At 33.3% G+C, this 19700-nt stretch carries 12 protein-coding genes; 5 read left to right on the plus strand and 7 right to left on the minus strand.

Translation table 11 applies throughout. The features are described 5' to 3' along the window. Positions 1-365: 365 nt before the first annotated feature. Positions 366-746, minus strand: a complete 381-nt coding sequence (locus ERX46_RS00565; protein WP_130091881.1) for a globin domain-containing protein — start codon at positions 744-746, stop codon at positions 366-368. Between the two features lie 906 nt (positions 747-1652). Here ERX46_RS00565 and ERX46_RS00570 point away from each other — a divergent pair. Then, a complete protein-coding gene (locus tag ERX46_RS00570) occupies positions 1653-2828 on the plus strand; it encodes an OmpA family protein (RefSeq protein ID WP_130091882.1) in 1176 nt (391 codons plus the stop codon). A 551-nt stretch (positions 2829-3379) separates the two neighbouring features. Here ERX46_RS00570 and ERX46_RS17415 read toward each other — a convergent pair. The 4 genes from ERX46_RS17415 to ERX46_RS00585 form a co-directional block, all read right to left on the minus strand. Further along, positions 3380-3547, minus strand: a complete 168-nt coding sequence (locus tag ERX46_RS17415; RefSeq protein ID WP_165366106.1) for a hypothetical protein — start codon at positions 3545-3547, stop codon at positions 3380-3382. A gap of 97 nt (positions 3548-3644) precedes the next feature. Beyond that, positions 3645-4616, minus strand: coding sequence for a polyprenyl synthetase family protein (locus ERX46_RS00575; protein WP_130091883.1), 972 nt, complete (start codon positions 4614-4616; stop codon positions 3645-3647). Positions 4617-4937: 321 nt separating this feature from the next. Beyond that, positions 4938-6737: a tetratricopeptide repeat protein gene (locus ERX46_RS00580; protein WP_130091884.1), complete on the minus strand. Its 1800-nt coding sequence runs from the start codon at positions 6735-6737 to the stop codon at positions 4938-4940. Between the two features lie 45 nt (positions 6738-6782). Beyond that, the gene (locus tag ERX46_RS00585) at positions 6783-10193 is read right to left on the minus strand and encodes a LamG-like jellyroll fold domain-containing protein (protein ID WP_130091885.1); all 3411 of its coding nucleotides are present in this window, start codon (positions 10191-10193) and stop codon (positions 6783-6785) included. A 292-nt stretch (positions 10194-10485) separates the two neighbouring features. Here ERX46_RS00585 and ERX46_RS00590 point away from each other — a divergent pair, with 292 nt between their 5' ends. Then, entirely contained in the window at positions 10486-11154 is a 669-nt protein-coding gene (locus ERX46_RS00590; RefSeq protein ID WP_130091886.1) for a DNA alkylation repair protein, read from the plus strand. Between the two features lie 299 nt (positions 11155-11453). Here ERX46_RS00590 and ERX46_RS00595 read toward each other — a convergent pair whose 3' ends face one another. Beyond that, a complete protein-coding gene (locus ERX46_RS00595) occupies positions 11454-11924 on the minus strand; it encodes an acetyl-CoA carboxylase biotin carboxyl carrier protein subunit (protein ID WP_130091887.1) in 471 nt (156 codons plus the stop codon). A 197-nt stretch (positions 11925-12121) separates the two neighbouring features. Here ERX46_RS00595 and ERX46_RS00600 point away from each other — a divergent pair, with 197 nt between their 5' ends. Both ERX46_RS00600 and ERX46_RS00605 read left to right on the plus strand, forming a co-directional pair. Further along, positions 12122-14791: a M1 family metallopeptidase gene (locus ERX46_RS00600; protein WP_130091888.1), complete on the plus strand. Its 2670-nt coding sequence runs from the start codon at positions 12122-12124 to the stop codon at positions 14789-14791. Positions 14792-15255: 464 nt separating this feature from the next. Beyond that, complete coding sequence (locus ERX46_RS00605) at positions 15256-15543, plus strand: hypothetical protein (RefSeq protein WP_130091889.1); 288 nt, start codon at positions 15256-15258, stop codon at positions 15541-15543. Between the two features lie 120 nt (positions 15544-15663). On the opposite strand, the gene ERX46_RS00610 is transcribed toward ERX46_RS00605, so the two are convergent. Continuing rightward, on the minus strand, positions 15664-17049 hold the full coding sequence (locus ERX46_RS00610) for a transglutaminase-like domain-containing protein (protein WP_130091890.1): 1386 nt from the start codon (positions 17047-17049) through the stop codon (positions 15664-15666). Between the two features lie 214 nt (positions 17050-17263). Here ERX46_RS00610 and ERX46_RS00615 point away from each other — a divergent pair, with 214 nt between their 5' ends. Next, the gene (locus ERX46_RS00615; RefSeq protein ID WP_130091891.1) at positions 17264-19231 is read left to right on the plus strand and encodes an ABC-F family ATP-binding cassette domain-containing protein; all 1968 of its coding nucleotides are present in this window, start codon (positions 17264-17266) and stop codon (positions 19229-19231) included. The last annotated feature ends 469 nt before the right edge of the window (positions 19232-19700 follow it).

Consider the following 19700-nt stretch of genomic DNA (forward strand, 5'->3'; position numbering starts at 1 on the left):
TACCAAGATAGATTGTTAATAACTAGTTTTTATATGGAGTTTAACTTTATAAAAAAGGAAGAAGGGATTCCTCAGTTGCTAAAATATAAGATTTTCCCAATTACGGAATGACAGTTCATAGGGGAGTTTTTGGAGTATAATTTACTCTAACCAACTAAAACCTGTCATTCCGATACATCGGCAAGCTCAGCACAAGTGGAGTGAAACGACAAGGAATCTCTTTTTTAAATAATTACGACTTATCTGGGTAACCCAAAAAAGTTAAATTGATTTTTCAATTGAAATGGTTGGTAATAAGGAAATCAATTCATAATTAAAGGCTAATCAAGCCTAAGGCCTAGAGCTTAAAGCCTACTGCTAAAAGATTAACTATTCACCATGTGTTGCGCTAATTGTGGAAATTTGTTGTATAATTCGTCTGCTATTTCCTCAGAAAGTGCCAAAGTTGAAATTGCTTCTTTCATGCAAGACAGCCAAGCAATCATAGCATTTTGATCGATTCTGTGTGGTAAATGACGCTGACGCATTCTTGGCGGTCCATATTTTTCAATGTAACGTGGAGGACCACCTAAAAATTGAGTTAAAAAACGAAACTGCTTTTCTTTAATTTCATCAATTGAATTGGTATCAAATATTGGTATTAAGACAGGATGTTTGTAAACTCTTTCATAAAAAGCATTCACAAGATCCTTAATTTTATCTTCTCCTAATCGAATATAAAGCGTGTTGTCAAATTCTTGTACCATAATCTCAAATTTAGTTATATTTAAGTATTAAAACAGCTCATTAAATCTGAATATTTGTTTAAATATTGGATTTTGGCTCTATATGAAATACTGTGAGTGATTAATTTTAATCCTTCGAAAAATTAATAGTTCTACTACGAATTTAACGGTAATCTAAACGAATTGTATTTTAAAGTATTGGGATACCAATATAGGTCGTTAATCCCTAATTTTAACGATGTGTTTTTTCAATAATACAGCCGATAATCGCATTAATTAATTTTATCTAAAGTTAAACTTTAGTAAAAAGGAAGAAGGGATTCCTCAGTTGTTAAAATCTAATATTTTTTCAACTATCGGAATGACAGTTCGTAGAGAAGTCTTTGGGGTAAAATTTGCTTAAGCGAAGCTTGAGCAAATTTTACCCCACCCAAGCCAACGAAAACCTGTCATTCCGATGGAGTGAAACGACGAGGAATCTCTTTTTAAATAATTACGACTTAGCTTGGTAACCCAATTAAAGTATTTATCAAGATTATCATTTCATTTTCACAATCAAGTATATTGTGGTTTGTATCGCTAATAGGATAGACTTACTTCCATTCCTATTAACATGCCGTCCCTCTGGGATATAGAATAATAAGTACTTAAACAACACGAGTTTATAAAATTAAGCGAACTATTTTAACAGAAAGTTTCCATTTAAATAAAAGTAGAACCAAATTAACAATCGTTTAGCTTCAATTAAAACCATAGATTTTAAATCTACCCACACAAAATTATATAGAACCTGAATTTTTTAGTTGGTTGAGCATTTTAATATTAATTTTCATCAAATTTTTCTAAACTCAATCTCTAAATTCTGACTGATTGCGTTTAAATTGTTTATTTTTAGATTTCATATAATAGGTTTATTTCAACTACTAAATGATACACAGATTCATAGTTTACATATTTTTATTTCCAGCGCTGCTATTTGGTCAAGAAAAATCCAAATACACTTCTGACCCTGGAGTTGCAAATAATATTGGAGATTGTTTTGGGGCAATAAAAATTGAGCCAAACGTTTCTTCAAATCTTCAATTAACTGGAAATGGAGGTGAGTTTGATGATTTTAATGCTATTCAAAATACTTTTAAAAGTGATGAATTGAATAGTTTGTGGTTTAGTTGTGAAACAAATATGCCCGGTTATTTATCAATTACCCTTGAAAAAGTTGATTTCTTCTTCGATTACGCTGCTTTTTTGCTGGACTATGGAGAAAGTTGCGAATCTATCCATGATGGCTCCATAGCTCCAATTCAAAAAGGGGAAATCAATAGAAAGAATATTTTGACTTTTTTATTGGACTCTATAAAGGTTGAAGCAAACCAGAGCTTAATTATCTGTATTAATTCAAAGTTAGCTACGCAATCAGATTTTGTGTTAATTTCTTCTTTTGGTGATCAAATCACTGCAAAAGATATTGAAGCGATGAAAAAGATTTATGATTTTAGAGACGATATTTTTGATGGAGCATTTGAAATTAAGATTAGAGATGCCAGAACAAATTTACCTGTAGTTGCAAAAGTTATTGTTTCTGGAACGAAAAAGAACAACGCTTTATACATGGTTTCAGATTTTGTTTTTCCTAAAGCGGAACTAATGAAATTTAATTTAAAGATTGATGCATCAGGTTATTTCTTTGAGGATCGTGAAATAAATCTACGTCAAATAGAAGGAACTGAAATAATAATCCCTTTGGAACCAATTCAATTAAATCAATCTATTGAGCTGGAAGGTTTGGAATTTGTTTCACAATCAGATGTTTTGCTTCCTACAGCCTATACTAAATTGAAAAGGTTGAAAGATTTTATGGCCATTAATTCAGAAGTAGAAATTGAAATTCAAGGTCATGTGCACCGTTTAGGTAAAAATACTTGGCGCGCGAAGAGTTTATCTACAAGGAGAGCTAAAAAAGTGAGAGAATACCTTGTAGATACCGGAATTAGAAAATCTCGAATTAAGATTGCTGGCTTGGGAAATACAAAAATGAAATATCCCGAAGCGAAATCGGATTTTGAGATTCAGGCGAATAGGAGAGTGGAGATACGGATTAGGTAATGATGAACGATGAATGTTGAATATTTGTGGTTGAAGGTTGAGTGAGAAAGAGAGTGAGAGCGAAGTGAAAAGAATGAGAGACGGTAAAGTTATCCTATCGATTTTTACTTATATAATCGCTGATCTCATCTGGAAATACTATTTCTAATTTATGCTTTGTTAATTTTGTAATTACAGTACTTATTTTTTCACCATGCGAGATAAAATCCACTGTAGAATTAGTCAATTTCCATTCTCTAAAATTTCATAAGAATTAGATTTACAATAGCATTTTATATAGGCATTTCCTTCTGTCAAATGAGACTTGATATTTTCTGAAATCACAGTGATTTTGACAAGCTTCCAACGATTATAAATATTATCATTAAATCCTGAAATAATAGAACGTTGTGCGAAAGGACTAATCAATATTCCTAAAAACAATAATAGGATTATGCATTTTGTATGAACGTCATACTCTAGATTATTTCACTTTTTGTATGAAGCCAAAAATATATACACATGAAATACTTCTTGGTGAAATGCCAATAGTAAAATTTGAAAACCTGCCCCTAAAAAGTTCTGTGTTCCATTTCATCGATATAATGAATAGCTTTTTCCACCTTTTCAATAACGACTAAATACTTTTTCTTTAGTTGTTCTTCGGTTACCTTTTCTAATTCATTGTTTAAAAGCTCTAAACTACTTTTTAGGGCATCAATCGTTGGATCTAAATTCATGTTTTTGTGTTTTTAAAGTTTGGTAATTTTGAAATAAGTATGGAGGCTAAGGTAAATCAAGCATAAAGCTTACAGCCTATAGCTTTAAGCTTTATTTTTACTTTTCTCTGCTTGTCGTATATTCCACCAACATAATCATAGATTGTTTACTTGGAGAATCTGGAATAGGATCCAGTAATTTCAAGGCTTCATCCTTAATTTTAATCATGTAATCGTAAGCGTAATCAATTCCACCGTTGTTAATCACCAATTCAATGGCACGGCGAACTTTCTTTGGGTTTTCGTTGTGGCGTTTAACGATATTGATCAATTCCTTTTTCGTTTTTCGGTCTACTTTATTTAACGTGTAGATTAAAGGAAGCGTCATTTTTTGTTCACGGATATCGTTTCCTGTTGGTTTACCAATTTTACCTGGTGTTCCGTAATCAAAAATATCATCTTTTATTTGGAAGGCCAAACCAACTTTTTCACCAAAAAGACGCATGCGTTCTGCTTCGTCTTCTCTTTCTACTGAAACGGCTCCTGCTTCACAACAAGTGGCAATTAAGGAAGCTGTTTTTTGTCTAATTACTTCGAAATAAGTTTCTTCATCAATATCTAGTCGACGTGATTTTTCAATTTGAAGTAATTCACCTTCACTCATTTCGCGAACTGTTCTGGCTACGATTTCTAAAGAGCGGTATTTCTTGTGTTCAATACTCATTAAAAGCACTTTAGAAAGTAGAAAGTCACCCACTAAAACAGCGATTTTATTTTTCCATAATGCATTTATTGAGAAGAAACCTCTTCTTTCATTGGCGTCATCAACTACATCATCATGCACTAATGTTGCGGTGTGTAAAAGTTCTATTAATGAAGCTGAGTTGTAAGTGTCTTGGCTGACTTCCCCCAGCATCTTTGCAGAAAGAAACACGAACATTGGTCGCATTTGTTTCCCTTTTCTTTTAATGATATAATGCGTGATTTTATCTAAAAGTGGAACTTTAGAATTCATACTTTCCCTAAAGTGCAGCTCAAACTTCTCTAGTTCTTCCGCAATTGGACTTTTAATATCACTGACTTTTATCATCGGTTACAAATATAAAAAATAAAGCATGATTAAATTGAAAAAGCAATCCTATAAGAAACAATTGAAAGATTGATAAAGTTGTATTATAGGATTAAAAGATTTAAGAATTCAAATATTCAGGGGTTTATGGATAAAAAGATTATTTAAAATTCCATAATCGGAGACACAATGTAGGGAACTTTGAAAACGTCCATTCCATTGTAGATTCAAATTAAGGATTCAAAAATTGAAAGGTTCAATTTGTTATGGACTTCGTTGAGTCAAGGATTGAAATTATTGTTGATTGTTTTTAATCTTCAAATCATTAGATACACGGTTAACCTACTCTATTGATTTCAAAAACTCAACAAGATTAACTTCTTTCTCTAAGCCCAGTTTTTTACGGATACGGTAACGCGACATCCGAATGGCTTTATAGCTCACATTCCGCATTGTTGCAATTTCTTTATTAGACAATCCTAATCGAATCAAACCACAGACATTTTTGTCTAATTCGGTTAATTCGGGATATCTTTTTTGTAATTGATCCAAAAATTTGTAGTTAACTTCTTCAATGTTTTCCTGAAACTCTTTTAATTGTTCATCCACCAACATGTTATTATTGGTGTAATTGATCAATGTCTTAATCTCTTTTTTGGTATCGTCTAAGTCTGATTTGTTGTTTAAAATTTCATTCAGTTTAGATTTTACATCAATCAATACATCTTGTTTACGAGAAATATCAATTGCAAAATCAGTTAAATCTTTGTTCTTGTAGGTCAATTCTAATTTTGTCTTTTCTTTTTCAAGCTTTTCAACTTCAAATTTATTTTCTGCAAGTTCTTTATTTATTCGCATCAACGAAATTCGTTTTCGACTGTAAAGCAGAATCAGAATTGCTAGTGTAATAAAGGATACAATACCAATTATTAAGCGATAGAAAAAGTGGTTGTTCTTCTCTTGGAGTACCTCGTTTTCCTTGTTTTTTAATTGAATCTGTTGATTTTGATAATCTAATTGAACATTAAGAATATTCTCAAGTAAACTTTTCTCTATTATAAATCGACGTTCTTCTCGTGCTTCATCTCTGTTCGTTTTTAAGGAATCATATTCTTTGAAGTAGAACAACGCTTTCTGATTTTCCTGTTGTTCTAAATGCACTTTAAAAAGCCAATAATATACAGGAACTAAATTCCCTGTAAACGTTTTACTCTTCTTAGGTTCTTCTAATCTATCAAGACAGTTTTGAAGTGTTTCCTCAGCTTGCTTGAACTGCTTGTTTTCATAATAATACTTTGTTAATTCTACCGCTGCGTTAATGGCTAAATCGTGCCCGTTATTCTCTAAATTGTAATTTATATCTTCGTTCAGAAAGCGTATTCCCAGTTCTACTTTTTCTTTGTTTTTAATATAATTTCCTCCTAAATTCCCTTTTAAAAGTGCCAATTGGGCTTTGTAATACTGAGAAGGATTTTCTGGACCTTCAATCATTTCAATTCCTTTCAGATAATATTTTTCTGCTTCGGAATAATTTGGGATTTGAGAATAGAAAAAACCGAGATTATTGTAAGACAGCAATGTGTAAAATGTGTTTTCATTCTGTTGTGCAGATGTTAAAGATTTTAGATAATATTTTTCTGAATTTTCTAAGTCACCATTTCTAAAATAATTTGTGGCGATGGTAGAGTATTCCAACGAAACTGCTTCTTGGTTTTTCTCTGTAATTAAAACATCTAAATTCGCTTTATGCAGATTGATCGCTTTTTCATATTGCTCAATAAATGCATAAATATCCGCAAATTCTCGTCGGATATCGAAACATGAAACTCCTTCTTTCTGACATAAAGAATCAAGCGCAAATTGGTACCATTTTATTCGTTCACCATATTCTCCTTGATCTTTATAATAATTTCCAATTTGAATAATAGCTGCTGATAGGATAGTGTCTTGTTTGTTTCTGATTGACAGTTTTGCAAATTCATCAAAAGAGGCTTTTACCTCGTTAAGCTGGTCATTTTCAATATTATTTTTGACTTCAATCCATTTTTGCTCAATAAAATCGTAATTTTCTTGAGCAGTGCTTTCTGATAGGACAAATAAAAAGCCCAACAGAAAAATGATATGTAAAGAGCTTCTCTTCATTTTTCTATTGGGCTAAAATAATGGATTTCTTAATCCATCAACAATTTAATTCTTAATAAACTTCTGTACTGTTGTATTTTCATTCGTATTGAAGTGAATAAAGTACACCGCAGTATCCCAATTTCTAATTGAAATCGTAGGATTATCTCTCAATTCTTTAATCGTTCCGTTTTTCATTGTTTGTCCTTGTGCATTGAAAATTGCATAAGTTCCTTCTTGACTTCCCTTCGTTTCAATGTTAATAACATCGTTTGATGGAATAGGAGAAACAGTGAAAGATGGTGCGTACATTGTTTGATTCGTTACAGAAACTTCTCCTGTTACACTAAACTCATAAATGTAGCTTCCTCCAAAATCACCTTCAAATCTTTTAATTTGAGAACCATCTAATGTTTTGATTTTCATCAATCCTGCTCCTTCATTATTTGCCCAAAAGTCAATACCATTTTCTCCAGAATCTTCAATCACAAAACGGTAACAACCTGGAGTTAAACTTAAAGTATCATTATAAGTTGTGTTATTTGACAAACTCGTTCTTTCCATAATGATGTTTCCAGCAATGTCTTCAATTCTATAGTTGTTTTGAGTTGCTTTCGTATTTGTTTTAATCTCCAAAACAAACTCAGGCACTACAATATCTGTAGAAGTGAATGTGGATTTGTATTTGTTATTCAAAGCATATTCGTCTGCACCTCCATTAACAGAAACTATTTTAGCTTCAAATTTATTGTTGGCACTTTGTGAAAGTGAACTCCAAAGCGCAGTTGTTGAAGGTAGAACGATATCTTCTTCCTCCATAAATGCCAAGGAGCCTGTCCAGTCAAAAGTTTCAGTTGATCCTCCGTTGATAGAATATTCTATGCTTAGAGAAGTAATGTTACCACTTCCAGAATTTTGAACTGTAACCAATGGATCGCTGCACATAGGATTTGTTCTACCAAAAGAAATTTGATCATTTGGCGCTTGAACTGTTACAATTCTTGCGTCTGTAGCAAAATTTGTTGGACCATAAGATATAATTTGATGATTTACAATATATCTGGAGTCTCCCGTAGCAGAGGCAACACCATAATCAACATCAATTTGATTATTGTTGATGTAATTTGTTACATCCCACTCTTCCATTTGTGTTGGCATTCCAGGACACCAACCAGCACGGTCATAAATCCATGTTCCTCCTTGCGGATAAATTGGGTTTTCAGCACATTTCATCCAAACTTGCCATTGGAGATTTTGCTGACCATTGTTAATGTTTAATGAATGTTGACGTGGAGTAAATTCACCTTGCTGACCGTGACCTGTAACTGCTGATCTAATTTTTGCAGTTGTTGTGTTCGGCAATAAATCAACAGTACGTGGTTCATAGTATTTATTCGCATTCAAATCAGAATAGTTTACATGATCAACTCTCCAAATTTGACGCATATCCATAACTTCTCTTGCGGGAGTTCCATGAACAAATAAGAATTGAATATCAATATCTTCTTGCCATTGGCCACCTCTCGTCATTTTTAATCCACGATTTCCTTGAAGAATAGGATAGAAATCTGTTACATCAAAATACCATGCAACACCTTCCATTCCTAAATCAAGATTTACGCCATAAGGAGTTACTAATGATAAAAGCTCTAGAGAACTCGGAGAACGGAAATAATAGTTAACCACTGTATTTGTTAAAAGCATAGCGTTTGAGCTCAAGTTTTCGTTGATGAACAGACCGTTAATGTCATATAAGCTGTGTGATTTTGGATAATAATTCAAATATGTAGTTGTAATATCAGAAGAATAACTTCCGTTTGCAGGGTCTAAAATGTTTTGGGCTACGATGTAGCTTTCTTTCATAATTGAATCATTTTCTTGCGTATTTACTATAGTTAAAGTATAATCCGCTTGGTGAAAAGTAATGTCTGGAATAACTGAACTTTTAGTAAAATCAAAATTATGTTGACTCGTTGAGCGTTTACCGAAAGCTGCTCCTCCAATCATTTCACCATCATTATTGTTTGGCGATAAGTCATCAATTATATTAGTTGCTCCATCAAAAGCATAATTCAATTGTAAATTTGAATAGTTTGGGTGATTGGCATCTATTCTTGAATGCATATAATTTTGAATTGTTGCTGGGGATAAATCAGTGTCCCAAATTCTAATATCATCCATTTCACCAACAAAGTAGTTGTTCCAGTCACCTCTTGAGATTTCAACTTCATTGAATGCACTAGTATTTACAATTATATTATTTAAATCGATTGAGTTTACTAATGCCCCATCAATATAAATTTTTGTTCCTGAAAGACTAATTCCACTCATTGAAACAGCAAAGTGATGCCATTCTCCATCATTCACTACTTGATTTCCGGTAACAGAACCATCGTGAACTTCTAATTTTATTCTTCCATCGTTGTTTACCTTAATAGTAAATCTTTTTCCTGGTAATGATTCACCCCATGAAACAACATCTACTTCCGTACCTTCAGTTTTGATCCAACCTTCAATTGTTCTGTTTGTGGTTCCAGATACTCCTAAATAGCCAGGCGCTAAAATGTAATTTCCTGGGAAAAAACGAGCGTATTGGTTTTCAATATTTGTTAATGATTGCGCTGCTCCAATATCTGTTGCTGATAAAGCAATTGGTGTAGATCCATTATTTGAAGAAGAAACTATTTCAACTAATATATTTCCTCCTGTCCAGTTGAATGGTTGGTAAAATGGAATTTTGTTTTGACCATTAGTAAGTGTTAAATCTCCGTGATAAACTTCGGTTCCATTGATTAAGTCCGAGTATGGAGCATCATCTAAATTGGAAGCAGTAATTTCTTTCATGCGAATTGCCAAATGGTTCAATGTGTTTGTGCTACCATTACTAAAAAGACTCAAAGCATCAATATCACCAATAGTTAATCCTGCAGCGTTTAATTGAGCAGTTGTTAATAGTACAAATGATTTCCCACCTTGTTTAGTATGTGCTAAAGCGGACGATAATTGTGTTCCACCACTAGTTACAGCAGCATTCATCTCGTTTGCTGTAGCTGTAATTTGAAGATCATAATGCTCTGTTGCATAAATGTTATACGTTGGAATTGTGCTGTAGTTATTGTCACTTGAAGCAGATGGATAAACTATGTATTTGTTTATTTCTGCTTTAATAGAATCAAGTCTTGTTGAGTCTGTGATGTAAGTATTACAAGAATAATCCCATTCTCCACAACCTTTATTTGTTTGACCTGAAATTCCCGGAGAAACTAAACCATCTTTACAACGCATTGTGTATTTCATCCAAATACGTTCTACTTCATTTCCATTGAATGTAGGAAACACGATTTGCGTGTCTCTCACCATACTGTTGAAATTAAACCCTTGAACAACTGTAGTATCACCTGGGTTTTGTCCAAAAGAAAATTGGCTTGTTATAAGTAATGCTAAAACTGTAATAAGTTTCAATAATCTATTTTTCATAATGTTCTAATATTTATCGCTAAAATAAGTAGAATATCATAGGCAGCAATTCATTTTAAGTCTACATTAGGACTACAATGCAGTTTTTTTATTTTAAAACACCTGATTTCCAGTCTTGTTTGTAGCTATTCAGTAAAGCGAAAATGAAAAATGTCCTGTAATAGAGACATTGTTTAAGCGTGATGATTTTTAATATAAATCCTTTTTCTGGCTAAAAACAAGGGAATTCGATTTCAATTTTTCTATCATTAAATAGTTTAATTTTAAAATATTTTTAGCGTATTTTCGGCTCATGAAACATCCCATTATTTCCATTTTTGAAGATGCTGCGAATCCAAAAATTGCGAATGAGCAGGGAGCATATATGAAAGAAAGGCATCCGTATTTTGGAATAAAAACTCCTTATCGAAGAGATCTTCAAAAGCCGTTTTTATTGAAAAGTAATCTTCCAGAAAAGTCAGAAGCTTTTGAAATAGTGAAAGATTTATGGAATGAACCGCAAAGAGAACTCCATTATTTTGCACAAGAGTTTTTTGGGAAATACATGAAAACTCTAGAAAAACAAGATCTTGAATTAATAGAATGGATGATTATTCGTAATTCTTGGTGGGATACCATAGATTTTATAGCAACAAAACCATTGGCAGAATACTTTAAGAAATTTCCTGAAGAAAGAAAAAGTACCGTTGATCGTTGGCTAGAAACAGATAATATTTGGTTGAAAAGAAGTGCACTTTTGTTTCAGTTGAAATATAAAAAAGATACAGATTCTGAATTACTCAGTTATATTATCCTAGAATTGGCGGACTCAAAAGGGTTTTTTATCAAAAAAGCAATTGGTTGGATTTTGCGAGAATACGCCAAGACGAATGAAAAATGGGTAATTCGTTTTGTGGCAGAGAATGAATTGCAACCTTTGTCTAAGCGGGAAGCGGTTAGATTAATTATGAATTATGAGTGATGAGTTATGAATGCGTGAGACTTGAAAAATGTGGGTTTTAATGGTTGATTGTAACGTGTGACTTCGTTGCCTTCGACAGGCTATCATTCGCCATAGGCGTCACAGTTAAGGGAAAAGAGTGGCAAGTAAACTTAATATCATTAATATAAAATCCGTGAAAATCCGCGTTGCTTGAAGTTCTGCGGAGCCTGTCGATGCATCTGCGTCATCCCGATTAAAATACGGGACTAAAGTCCGCGTTCCGTCACCCTAAAACAATTATCAATTGTCAATTGTCCATTATCAATTATCAATTGCCATTATTCAAATTCAATAATCAATTCACCTTTTTCAACAACGGTTTCTTTATCTTTAACTATAGCTTTTACCTTTCCTTCTCCTTCGGCTTTGATCACGTTTTCCATTTTCATTGCTTCTAATGTAAGAAGAGGAGTTCCTATTGATACTTCATCTCCCACTTCAACTGAGAATTTTAAAATACGACCTGGCATTGGTGATTTTAATTGGTGAAGCTTTCTTACTTTCTTCTTGTCTAATCCCATTTTGTGAATCAATTCATCAATCGGACGATCTTTTTTGACTTCGAAAGTTCTTTGATTGACTTTAATTGTCATTTTTTGATCTTCAGTTGCGGCTTCAACGATTTCTCCATGAAATTTCTTACCCATGAAATGTATCGTAAAATAAGTATCATCAATCCATTCTACTGAGCTGAATCCTTTTTCACCTTTTACTTCATTTCCGTCAACAATGTATTTCGTTTCTACCATTTTCTGATTTTTAATAGTCAATCTTTACAAATATAATTTTTCTAGTTGAAATCGAAGAGCATAATCTCACCATCTGTGGAATAATTTTCAATCTTTATCTATAAAGAGAGCCATACTTACAAGTTTTAGTCTGCAAATCGATTAAAATTACGATTTTTGCCTTTTCGCTTAATAATTTATACAAAGAATCAATTTTTATGAAAAGAATATTCACAGTTATTGTATCCATAGGGTTAATGTACTCTTGTGGAACGAGTAAAGGGAAATCTTCGGAGGAAATCGTCAAAGAGCAATCTGGAAATGTTTCTGAAAATGATGGAGAAATTATCAAGAACGCTTCTTCTGCTATTTCTACGGAAGAAATTATCGAAAGAGCTCATTATAATCCTTCAGCAACAATTCTAACTGGATTGAAGCACACAAAATTGGAGGTGAATTTTATGTGGGAAAAATCTCAAATGAATGGAATTGCAACATTAACTTGCTCTCCTCATTTTTATTCAACAGATAGTTTGATTCTCGACGCAAAAGCAATGGAAATTCATTCTGTAAAATTGAATGGAAAAGAGTTGAAATATAAATACAATGACGCTAATTTTTTGAGAATAAAACTCGATAAAGAGTATGCTAGAGATGAAGAATATACTGTTGTGATACATTATATCGCTAAACCAGAAGATAAATTAGAAGGCGGTTCTAGTGCAATTAGCAGCGATAAAGGATTGTATTTTATTAATCCAAAAGGAGAAAATAAAGATCAAATGCCACAAATTTGGACACAAGGAGAAACAGAAGCGAGTTCAGTTTGGTTTCCTACAATTGACCGTCCAAATCAGAATACAACACAAGAAATTTACATAACGGTTGAAGACAAATACAAGACTTTATCTAACGGTAAATTTATGTCTGCAACAAAAAATGCTGACGGAACAAGAACAGATTATTGGAAGCAAGATTTGCCGCACGTTCCTTATTTATTCATGATGGCGGTTGGAGAATTTTCTGTTGTTGAAGATGCTTATACAAAACCTGACGGAACAGTAATTCCATTGCATTATTATGTTGAGCCAGAATGGGAAGAACACGCACAAGCAATTTTTGGTGAAACACCTACGATGATTGAATTTTTCTCGGAATTATTGGGTGTAGATTACAAATGGGATAAATACCATCAAGTTGTTGTTAGAGAATATGTTTCTGGAGCGATGGAAAATACCGGTGCTGTAGTTTTTGGTGATTTTGTTTATCAAACGAAAAGAGAATTAATCGACGGAAACAATCACTCAATTATTGCACATGAGTTGTTTCACCACTGGTTTGGAAATTTAGTGACTTGTGAAAGTTGGTCAAATCTTCCGTTAAATGAAGCTTTTGCAAACTATTCTCAATATTTATGGGACGAGGAATTTAGTGGAAGAGATCACGCAGATTATGTTGCAGAAAAAGAAGCCGATGGTTATTTCCAATCTTCAAAACAAATGGGTTATCACGACATGATTTGGTTTGATTATGAAGACAAGGAAGATATGTTTGATGCACATTCTTACAACAAAGGAGGTAGAATCTTGCACATGTTACGCTATTATCTTGGAGACGATGCATTTTTTGCAGGACTAAATAAATACCTTACTGACAATGCTTTTCAACCAGTAGAAATCCATCATTTGCGTTTGGCTTTTGAAGAAGTTGCTGGAGAAGATTTGAATTGGTTTTTTGAACAATGGTTTTTATCCGCTTATCATCCAAAACTAGATATTTCCCAGGATATTTCTGAAGGGAAGGTAACAGTGAATATCAATCAAACACAAGATTTAGAATTAGCGCCCTTATATAAATTACCGATGAAAATTGGTGTTTATGCTAACGGAAAAAAAGAATCTTTTGAAGTAGTTGTAGATAAAAATATCAACTCATTCACTTTTGATTTCGAGGGAGAATTAGAAAACATCATTGTTGACGAAGACAGAACATTGCTGGGCGTTTTTACTCACAAAAAGCCCCGTGAATGGTATGTGCACCAGTATTACAATGCACCACGTTATAAGGACAGAGAAAAAGCAATTACCTATGGAACGCGTTTGCAAGCACCAGAAGGGAAACAATTGATTTTGGATGCCTTGGAAGATGATTTTTGGTATATCCGTCAATTGGCAATTTCAAAATTGGATAAATTAGGAGCAGACAAAAAGCCAGCTGTTTTTGAATACTTGAAAACCATGGCAACATCTGATGAGAATTCGCAAGTTCGATCAGCAGCAATCAATGCTCTATCAAGTGATTTTTTCAAAGCGGAATTTGAAGGAAAAACACGTGTGATTCTAATTGAGACTATTGAAAAAGACAGTTCATATTTAGTTGTTTCAAGTGCTTTGAATGGATTAACCAAAGGAACCAAAAATGATGTTGACAAAGTTTTGAAATTGGCAAAAGACTTAGAGAATGAACGTTCTTCTGCTTTGAAAGGTCAATTAATCGGTATTTATAAGAATTACGGTGATGAAACCAATTTGGAATTTATGTCTCATGCCATAACTAGCGGAGCAGTTACTGGATACGATGCTATTGGAGGTGTTTTAAATTATACCGCTTTCTATAAAGAACAAGATGTAAAAACGAGAATGAAATATTTCTATGTTTTAGAACAACTTTCTGACAATGGAGGAGCTTATGTAAATGCCGTCTTGCCAATGGCGCTAACGAATCTGGTAAGAGGAGAAGATGTAGTAATGAGTAATTTAGAAAAGGAATCAGCAGCGTTAGAAAAAGCAGGTAAAACTGGAGAAGCAACTGTTATTCAAGGAAGGATTGATCAAGAAAAGAAATATATGAAAAAACTTATGGAATTGATTGACCTTTTAGCGGAGTAGCGCATTAATCAAATGAGTTTTTCTTTTTAAAGGAAATAAAAAACCGTCTTGACTTTTAAATCTTGACGGTTTTTTTATGCCATATTATTTTTGAATTTTTCACAGCAATTCTCCGTCTTACTTGCACTTTCATTAAGAATTCTAACCACTCTTTCTTTCAAAAATAACCGTCGTTTTTGATTTCATCAATAAGAAAAAAATGCACTTTAGTGTATCCCGCTTTAGCTTCTAAAGTCCTTTATATTGAACAATAGATTTTAGATGTTAGACACTTTGTCTTTTTTTGTCTAACGTCTAACGTCTAAAATCTAATGTCTAACATCTCATTCCATAGTAATTCAGTTTTATAAACTCAAAATGAAAACAATTAGATTTGAATGTTAGTTATGGTCAGATAAATGACATATCTAATCATATCTTACGTAGATCCTCTATTAGTCGTATATTTATAAAAAACTATAATTATGAAAAGAGTTACAAGAAAAGTACAAACAGTTTTGATGGCAACTTTGTTTTTTGGTTTAACTGCAGGTTTAACTGCTTGTGGAGCAACTACGGATGTTGATACTGAAGAATTGAAAACGGAAACAGAGCATCCAACATCAGAAAGTGAAGAGCATCCAGCGGCGGAGTCTGAAGAACATCCAGCAGCAGAGTCTGAGGAGCATCCAGCAGCGGAAAGCGAAGAGCACCCAGCAGCTACTAAGGAAGAACATCCAGCAGCTAAAAAAGAAGAGCATCCTTCAAAATAAGATTTAAAACTCAAATAAAAAAAACCGTCTCGACTTTTACGTCAAGACGGTTTTTTTATATCATGTAATTTAAAGTCGAATCTAGCTGCGCTGCAGTTGCAATACTGCACAGCGCTTCAATTAAGAATTCTTCTCCTTCTTTCTTTCAAAAGTAAAAGTCGTTTTTGGTCTCACAATAAACTCATCTATTTCCATTACAGGATAAGCCAAAAAGTTTATTTCTCCTGAAGCTGGACCAGGATTAAATTTGATGTCTCTTCCTCTAGAAAGTTCAATTCTATTTGCTCCGTGATGTCCGAAATAATAAGTGGACAATGCAGTATATTTATTTGCTTCACTAATGTCAACTGGCCACCATTTTCCTTCTGCATAAAACTCAGCCCAACAATGATATCCATTAATTCCTCCTTCGTCTCTGTCAGATGGAATAGAAGCTCCAATGGCAAAACGTGCAGGAATATCTACAGATCTTGCCAATGCGATAAAGTAGGAATGGAATTCACTGCAGTTTCCACTTTGTGCGTCACACGCGTAAACTGCATCTCCAGTTCCGTAAGTTCCTTCTTCATTTTTAATGTATTTCATACTGTCGATAACGTAATCATACAAAGCTCTGGCTTTAATTAATGGATCATTCTTTGTCTTATTTCCGATCGCAAATAATGCGATTTCCTTGAATTGATCTCCAACAGGAATCAATGTATTTGCTTTTAAATATTGATTTAAATCTTCTCCTTTTTTGGCTTTATATGGACTTTTTTCTAGTCGTTTAACGCTATATGAAATCGCAATTTCTTTGTGACTGTGGCGCTCATCCAGCTTTAAGTAAAGAACTTTATTTCCAAATTGATCATCTGTTAAGTATTTTTCTTTTGTTGGGATATTTACAGAAAGCATTTTGACATCTTGAAATTGATCTGACTCAGCAATTGGAATCCAAATTTCTCCTTTTCCATCAATTTTCGGTAGCATTACTTTGTAGTAAAATTCAAATTCATCCTCCCCTTCAACAACGCCTAACAAATCTCCTCCAGCATTTTTAATTGGAACAATCGACCATGTTTTGTCATTTTTATCTTGTTTCCATGAATAAAATGGCTTTCCATTTAACTTGTGAATATCTGTTCTCACAACATTCATGTTATCTTCTGTTCCCTCAAGGAAAAAATCAACATCATAAATATCTCCTTTATCGTCTGCTAAATCAACACAAGCAAAATAACTTCCAGGGCCAAGGTGAGATAAGTATTCCGTGTGAACCCTCACCAAACGTAAATCTAAATCAAGTGAATCATTTTTTATATTAAATGTACCTCCAGATTTTTCAGTAGTTTCTAGAATGTACTTTTTAATTCCCTCTTCAATTTTTTCAATCGAAACTTTTTTCTCTACTGGTTTAGATTCTTCTTGAGCAATTGTTTCAGTCTCTTCTTTTGTTTCAGAATTACAACTGAATAAAAGTGAACTTCCAATAAAAAGCGAAATGATAAAAGATTTTATGTTCATATAAGTATTTTTAAGTCAAGTAAAAGTAAAGAAATCTTAGCGCAAGTAGACTATATAGTGTCACTCATTCTTTAAATCAATGTGTTTTGTATTCTATTAACAGATCAAAGTCTATTTTAGTTCGATAATTTGTTCTCAAATTACTTTCATTATTATCCTACCGAATCGACTATTTTCAAAACACTATCCAACATCTTTTTACTACCTTTGCGGCATGATTAATATCGAAAATTTAAGCTTTCACTTACCACAGGGGTATTTATTTAAAGAAGTCAGTTTGCAAATTAACGCTGGCGATAAAATTGGTCTTGTCGGAAAGAACGGTGCTGGGAAGTCTACTTTACTGCGTTTACTTGCGGGAAGAGAACAACCAACAGACGGGAGAATCCACAAAATTAAAGATTCCACCATTGGTTATTTGACTCAGGATATCGTAATTGATACCAATCAAAGTGTGTTTGATTACTTGGATTTTTCGAATGTAGAATTGAATAGAATTCGAACTCAAATTGACGATATTAATCACCAATTAACTACAAGAACAGATTACGAAACTGATTCTTTCCTTCAACTATTAGATGATTTGAATTTTGCCAACGAACAATTTAATTTGTTTGAAGGTTATCAATGGGAAGAAAAAATTAACTCTACGCTCCTAGGTTTAGGATTCCAAGAAAGTGTTTTTACTAAGCCATTGAATCAATTTTCTGGAGGTTGGAAAATGCGTGCTGAATTGGCACGAATTCTAATCAATAATCCTTCGGTTTTATTACTGGATGAGCCAACAAATCACTTGGATATTATTTCAATTGGTTGGTTAGAAACGTATTTAAAACGTTTTGAAGGAGCATTAATCACTATTTCTCACGACCGTTATTTCTTGGATAACGTTACTAAGAAAACATTAGAGATTACAAAAGGTAAAATCTTGAACTTCCCTTATCCTTATTCTATTTATAAAGAAAGAAGAGCGGAGGAAATTGAAGTTTTAATCAACGCACAAAAACAACAAGAAAAAGAAATCAAACGTACTGAAGAGCTTATTGATAAGTTCCGTGCAAAAGCAAGTAAAGCTTCATTCGCTCAGTCATTGATGAAGAAATTAGATAAAACAGAGCTTATTGAAGTAGAAACGGATGAGGTCTCTTCAATGAGAATTAACTTTCCGTTAAGTGTTCAGCCTGGAAAAGCTGTTCTGGATATGGAACACTTGGGGAAATCTTACGGTGATTTAAATCTTTTCAAAGAAATAAACTTATCAGTTGGAAGAGGAGAGAAAATCGCATTACTTGGACCAAACGGTGTGGGTAAATCGACTTTGTTGAAGCGTATAATGAAATCCGAAGATGGAGAAGGAACTGTAACTTACGGACATAATGTTGAGGTAACTTATTTCGCTCAAGATCAAGCGGATAAATTGAATCCAAAATTGACTGTTTACGAAACGGTTGATTTAGTTGCTAAAGGAGAGATCCGTAAACAATTGCGTTCTATTTTAGGAGCGTTTCTGTTCAGTGGAGAAGATGTAGATAAACAAGTTGGAGTATTGTCAGGAGGGGAAAGAACAAGACTGGCATTGTGTCAATTGTTGTTGAGTCCGTCGAATGTATTAATTCTCGATGAGCCAACCAATCACTTGGATATCCAAAGTAAGTCTGTTTTAAAACAAGCTTTGATACAATACGAAGGAACATTTATTATCGTTTCTCACGACCGTGAATTCTTAGAGGGATTAACGAATAGAATTTGGGATATTGAGAACAAAGGTTTGAAAATTCACCATTACACTGTTCAAGAATATTTGTCTAAGAAATCTGAAGCATTCGAACAAGCGCAGCAACTAGGAAAAAGCAATAAAAACAAAGCCAAAGATGCTGCGAAAGAAGCCGCTGCTGAAAAGGAAAGGGTGAAAGAAGCCGCAAAACCAGTACTTTCTTACGAAGAAGAAAAAGAACAAAAGAAAGAAGTTAGCCGTTTGAAAAATGCAGTGCGTAAGGCAGAACAACGCATAGAAAAACTAGAATCCGAAATCAAGCAAATGAACAAAATTGTCGCAGATCTTGATTACTCCGACGAAGAAAAAGCCGCAAAAACATTGAAAGAATATGATGCGTTAAAAACTGAATTGGATGAGGTGATGCAAGCTTGGGAAGCGGATACGGAAGCTTTAGAGATAGCATAACTCAATTACGAATCGTTGAATTACGAATTGGGATTCTAAATTTAATGATTAGGCGTGTTAAAATTTAACCGCAAAGAACACAAAGTAGGCGCAAAGTTCGCTGAGTTTTAAAGAGAAAAACCCAAAATCCTCAATTGATAACTCCTCAAAACTCAATACTCACACTCAATACTGTAAATTCTAAAGTTGACTAAGCGCAGCAAAAGTCAATTTTAGAATTTACATCGTTGTCAATATAGGTTTTTAATTGTCAGGAATCCAGGCTGTAAACGTCGGGTTGACTGTAGTTAAAAACAAGCACAACTCAGTATTTGTAGTTTTCTTGCAAAGACTAATTAAAAGGCAATTAATTACTCAAATTAAGCGCATTGAATTATGTTAAAGTATGACTAAAATTTGGTGGTTTAAAATTCTGCAATTATAATTGTATTGATCTAAAGATTTTGTTAAAGGGTTCTGCAACTTTTTT

This window comes from Brumimicrobium glaciale, from assembly GCF_004152935.1.
Lineage (GTDB): Bacteria > Bacteroidota > Bacteroidia > Flavobacteriales_D > Crocinitomicaceae > Brumimicrobium > Brumimicrobium glaciale.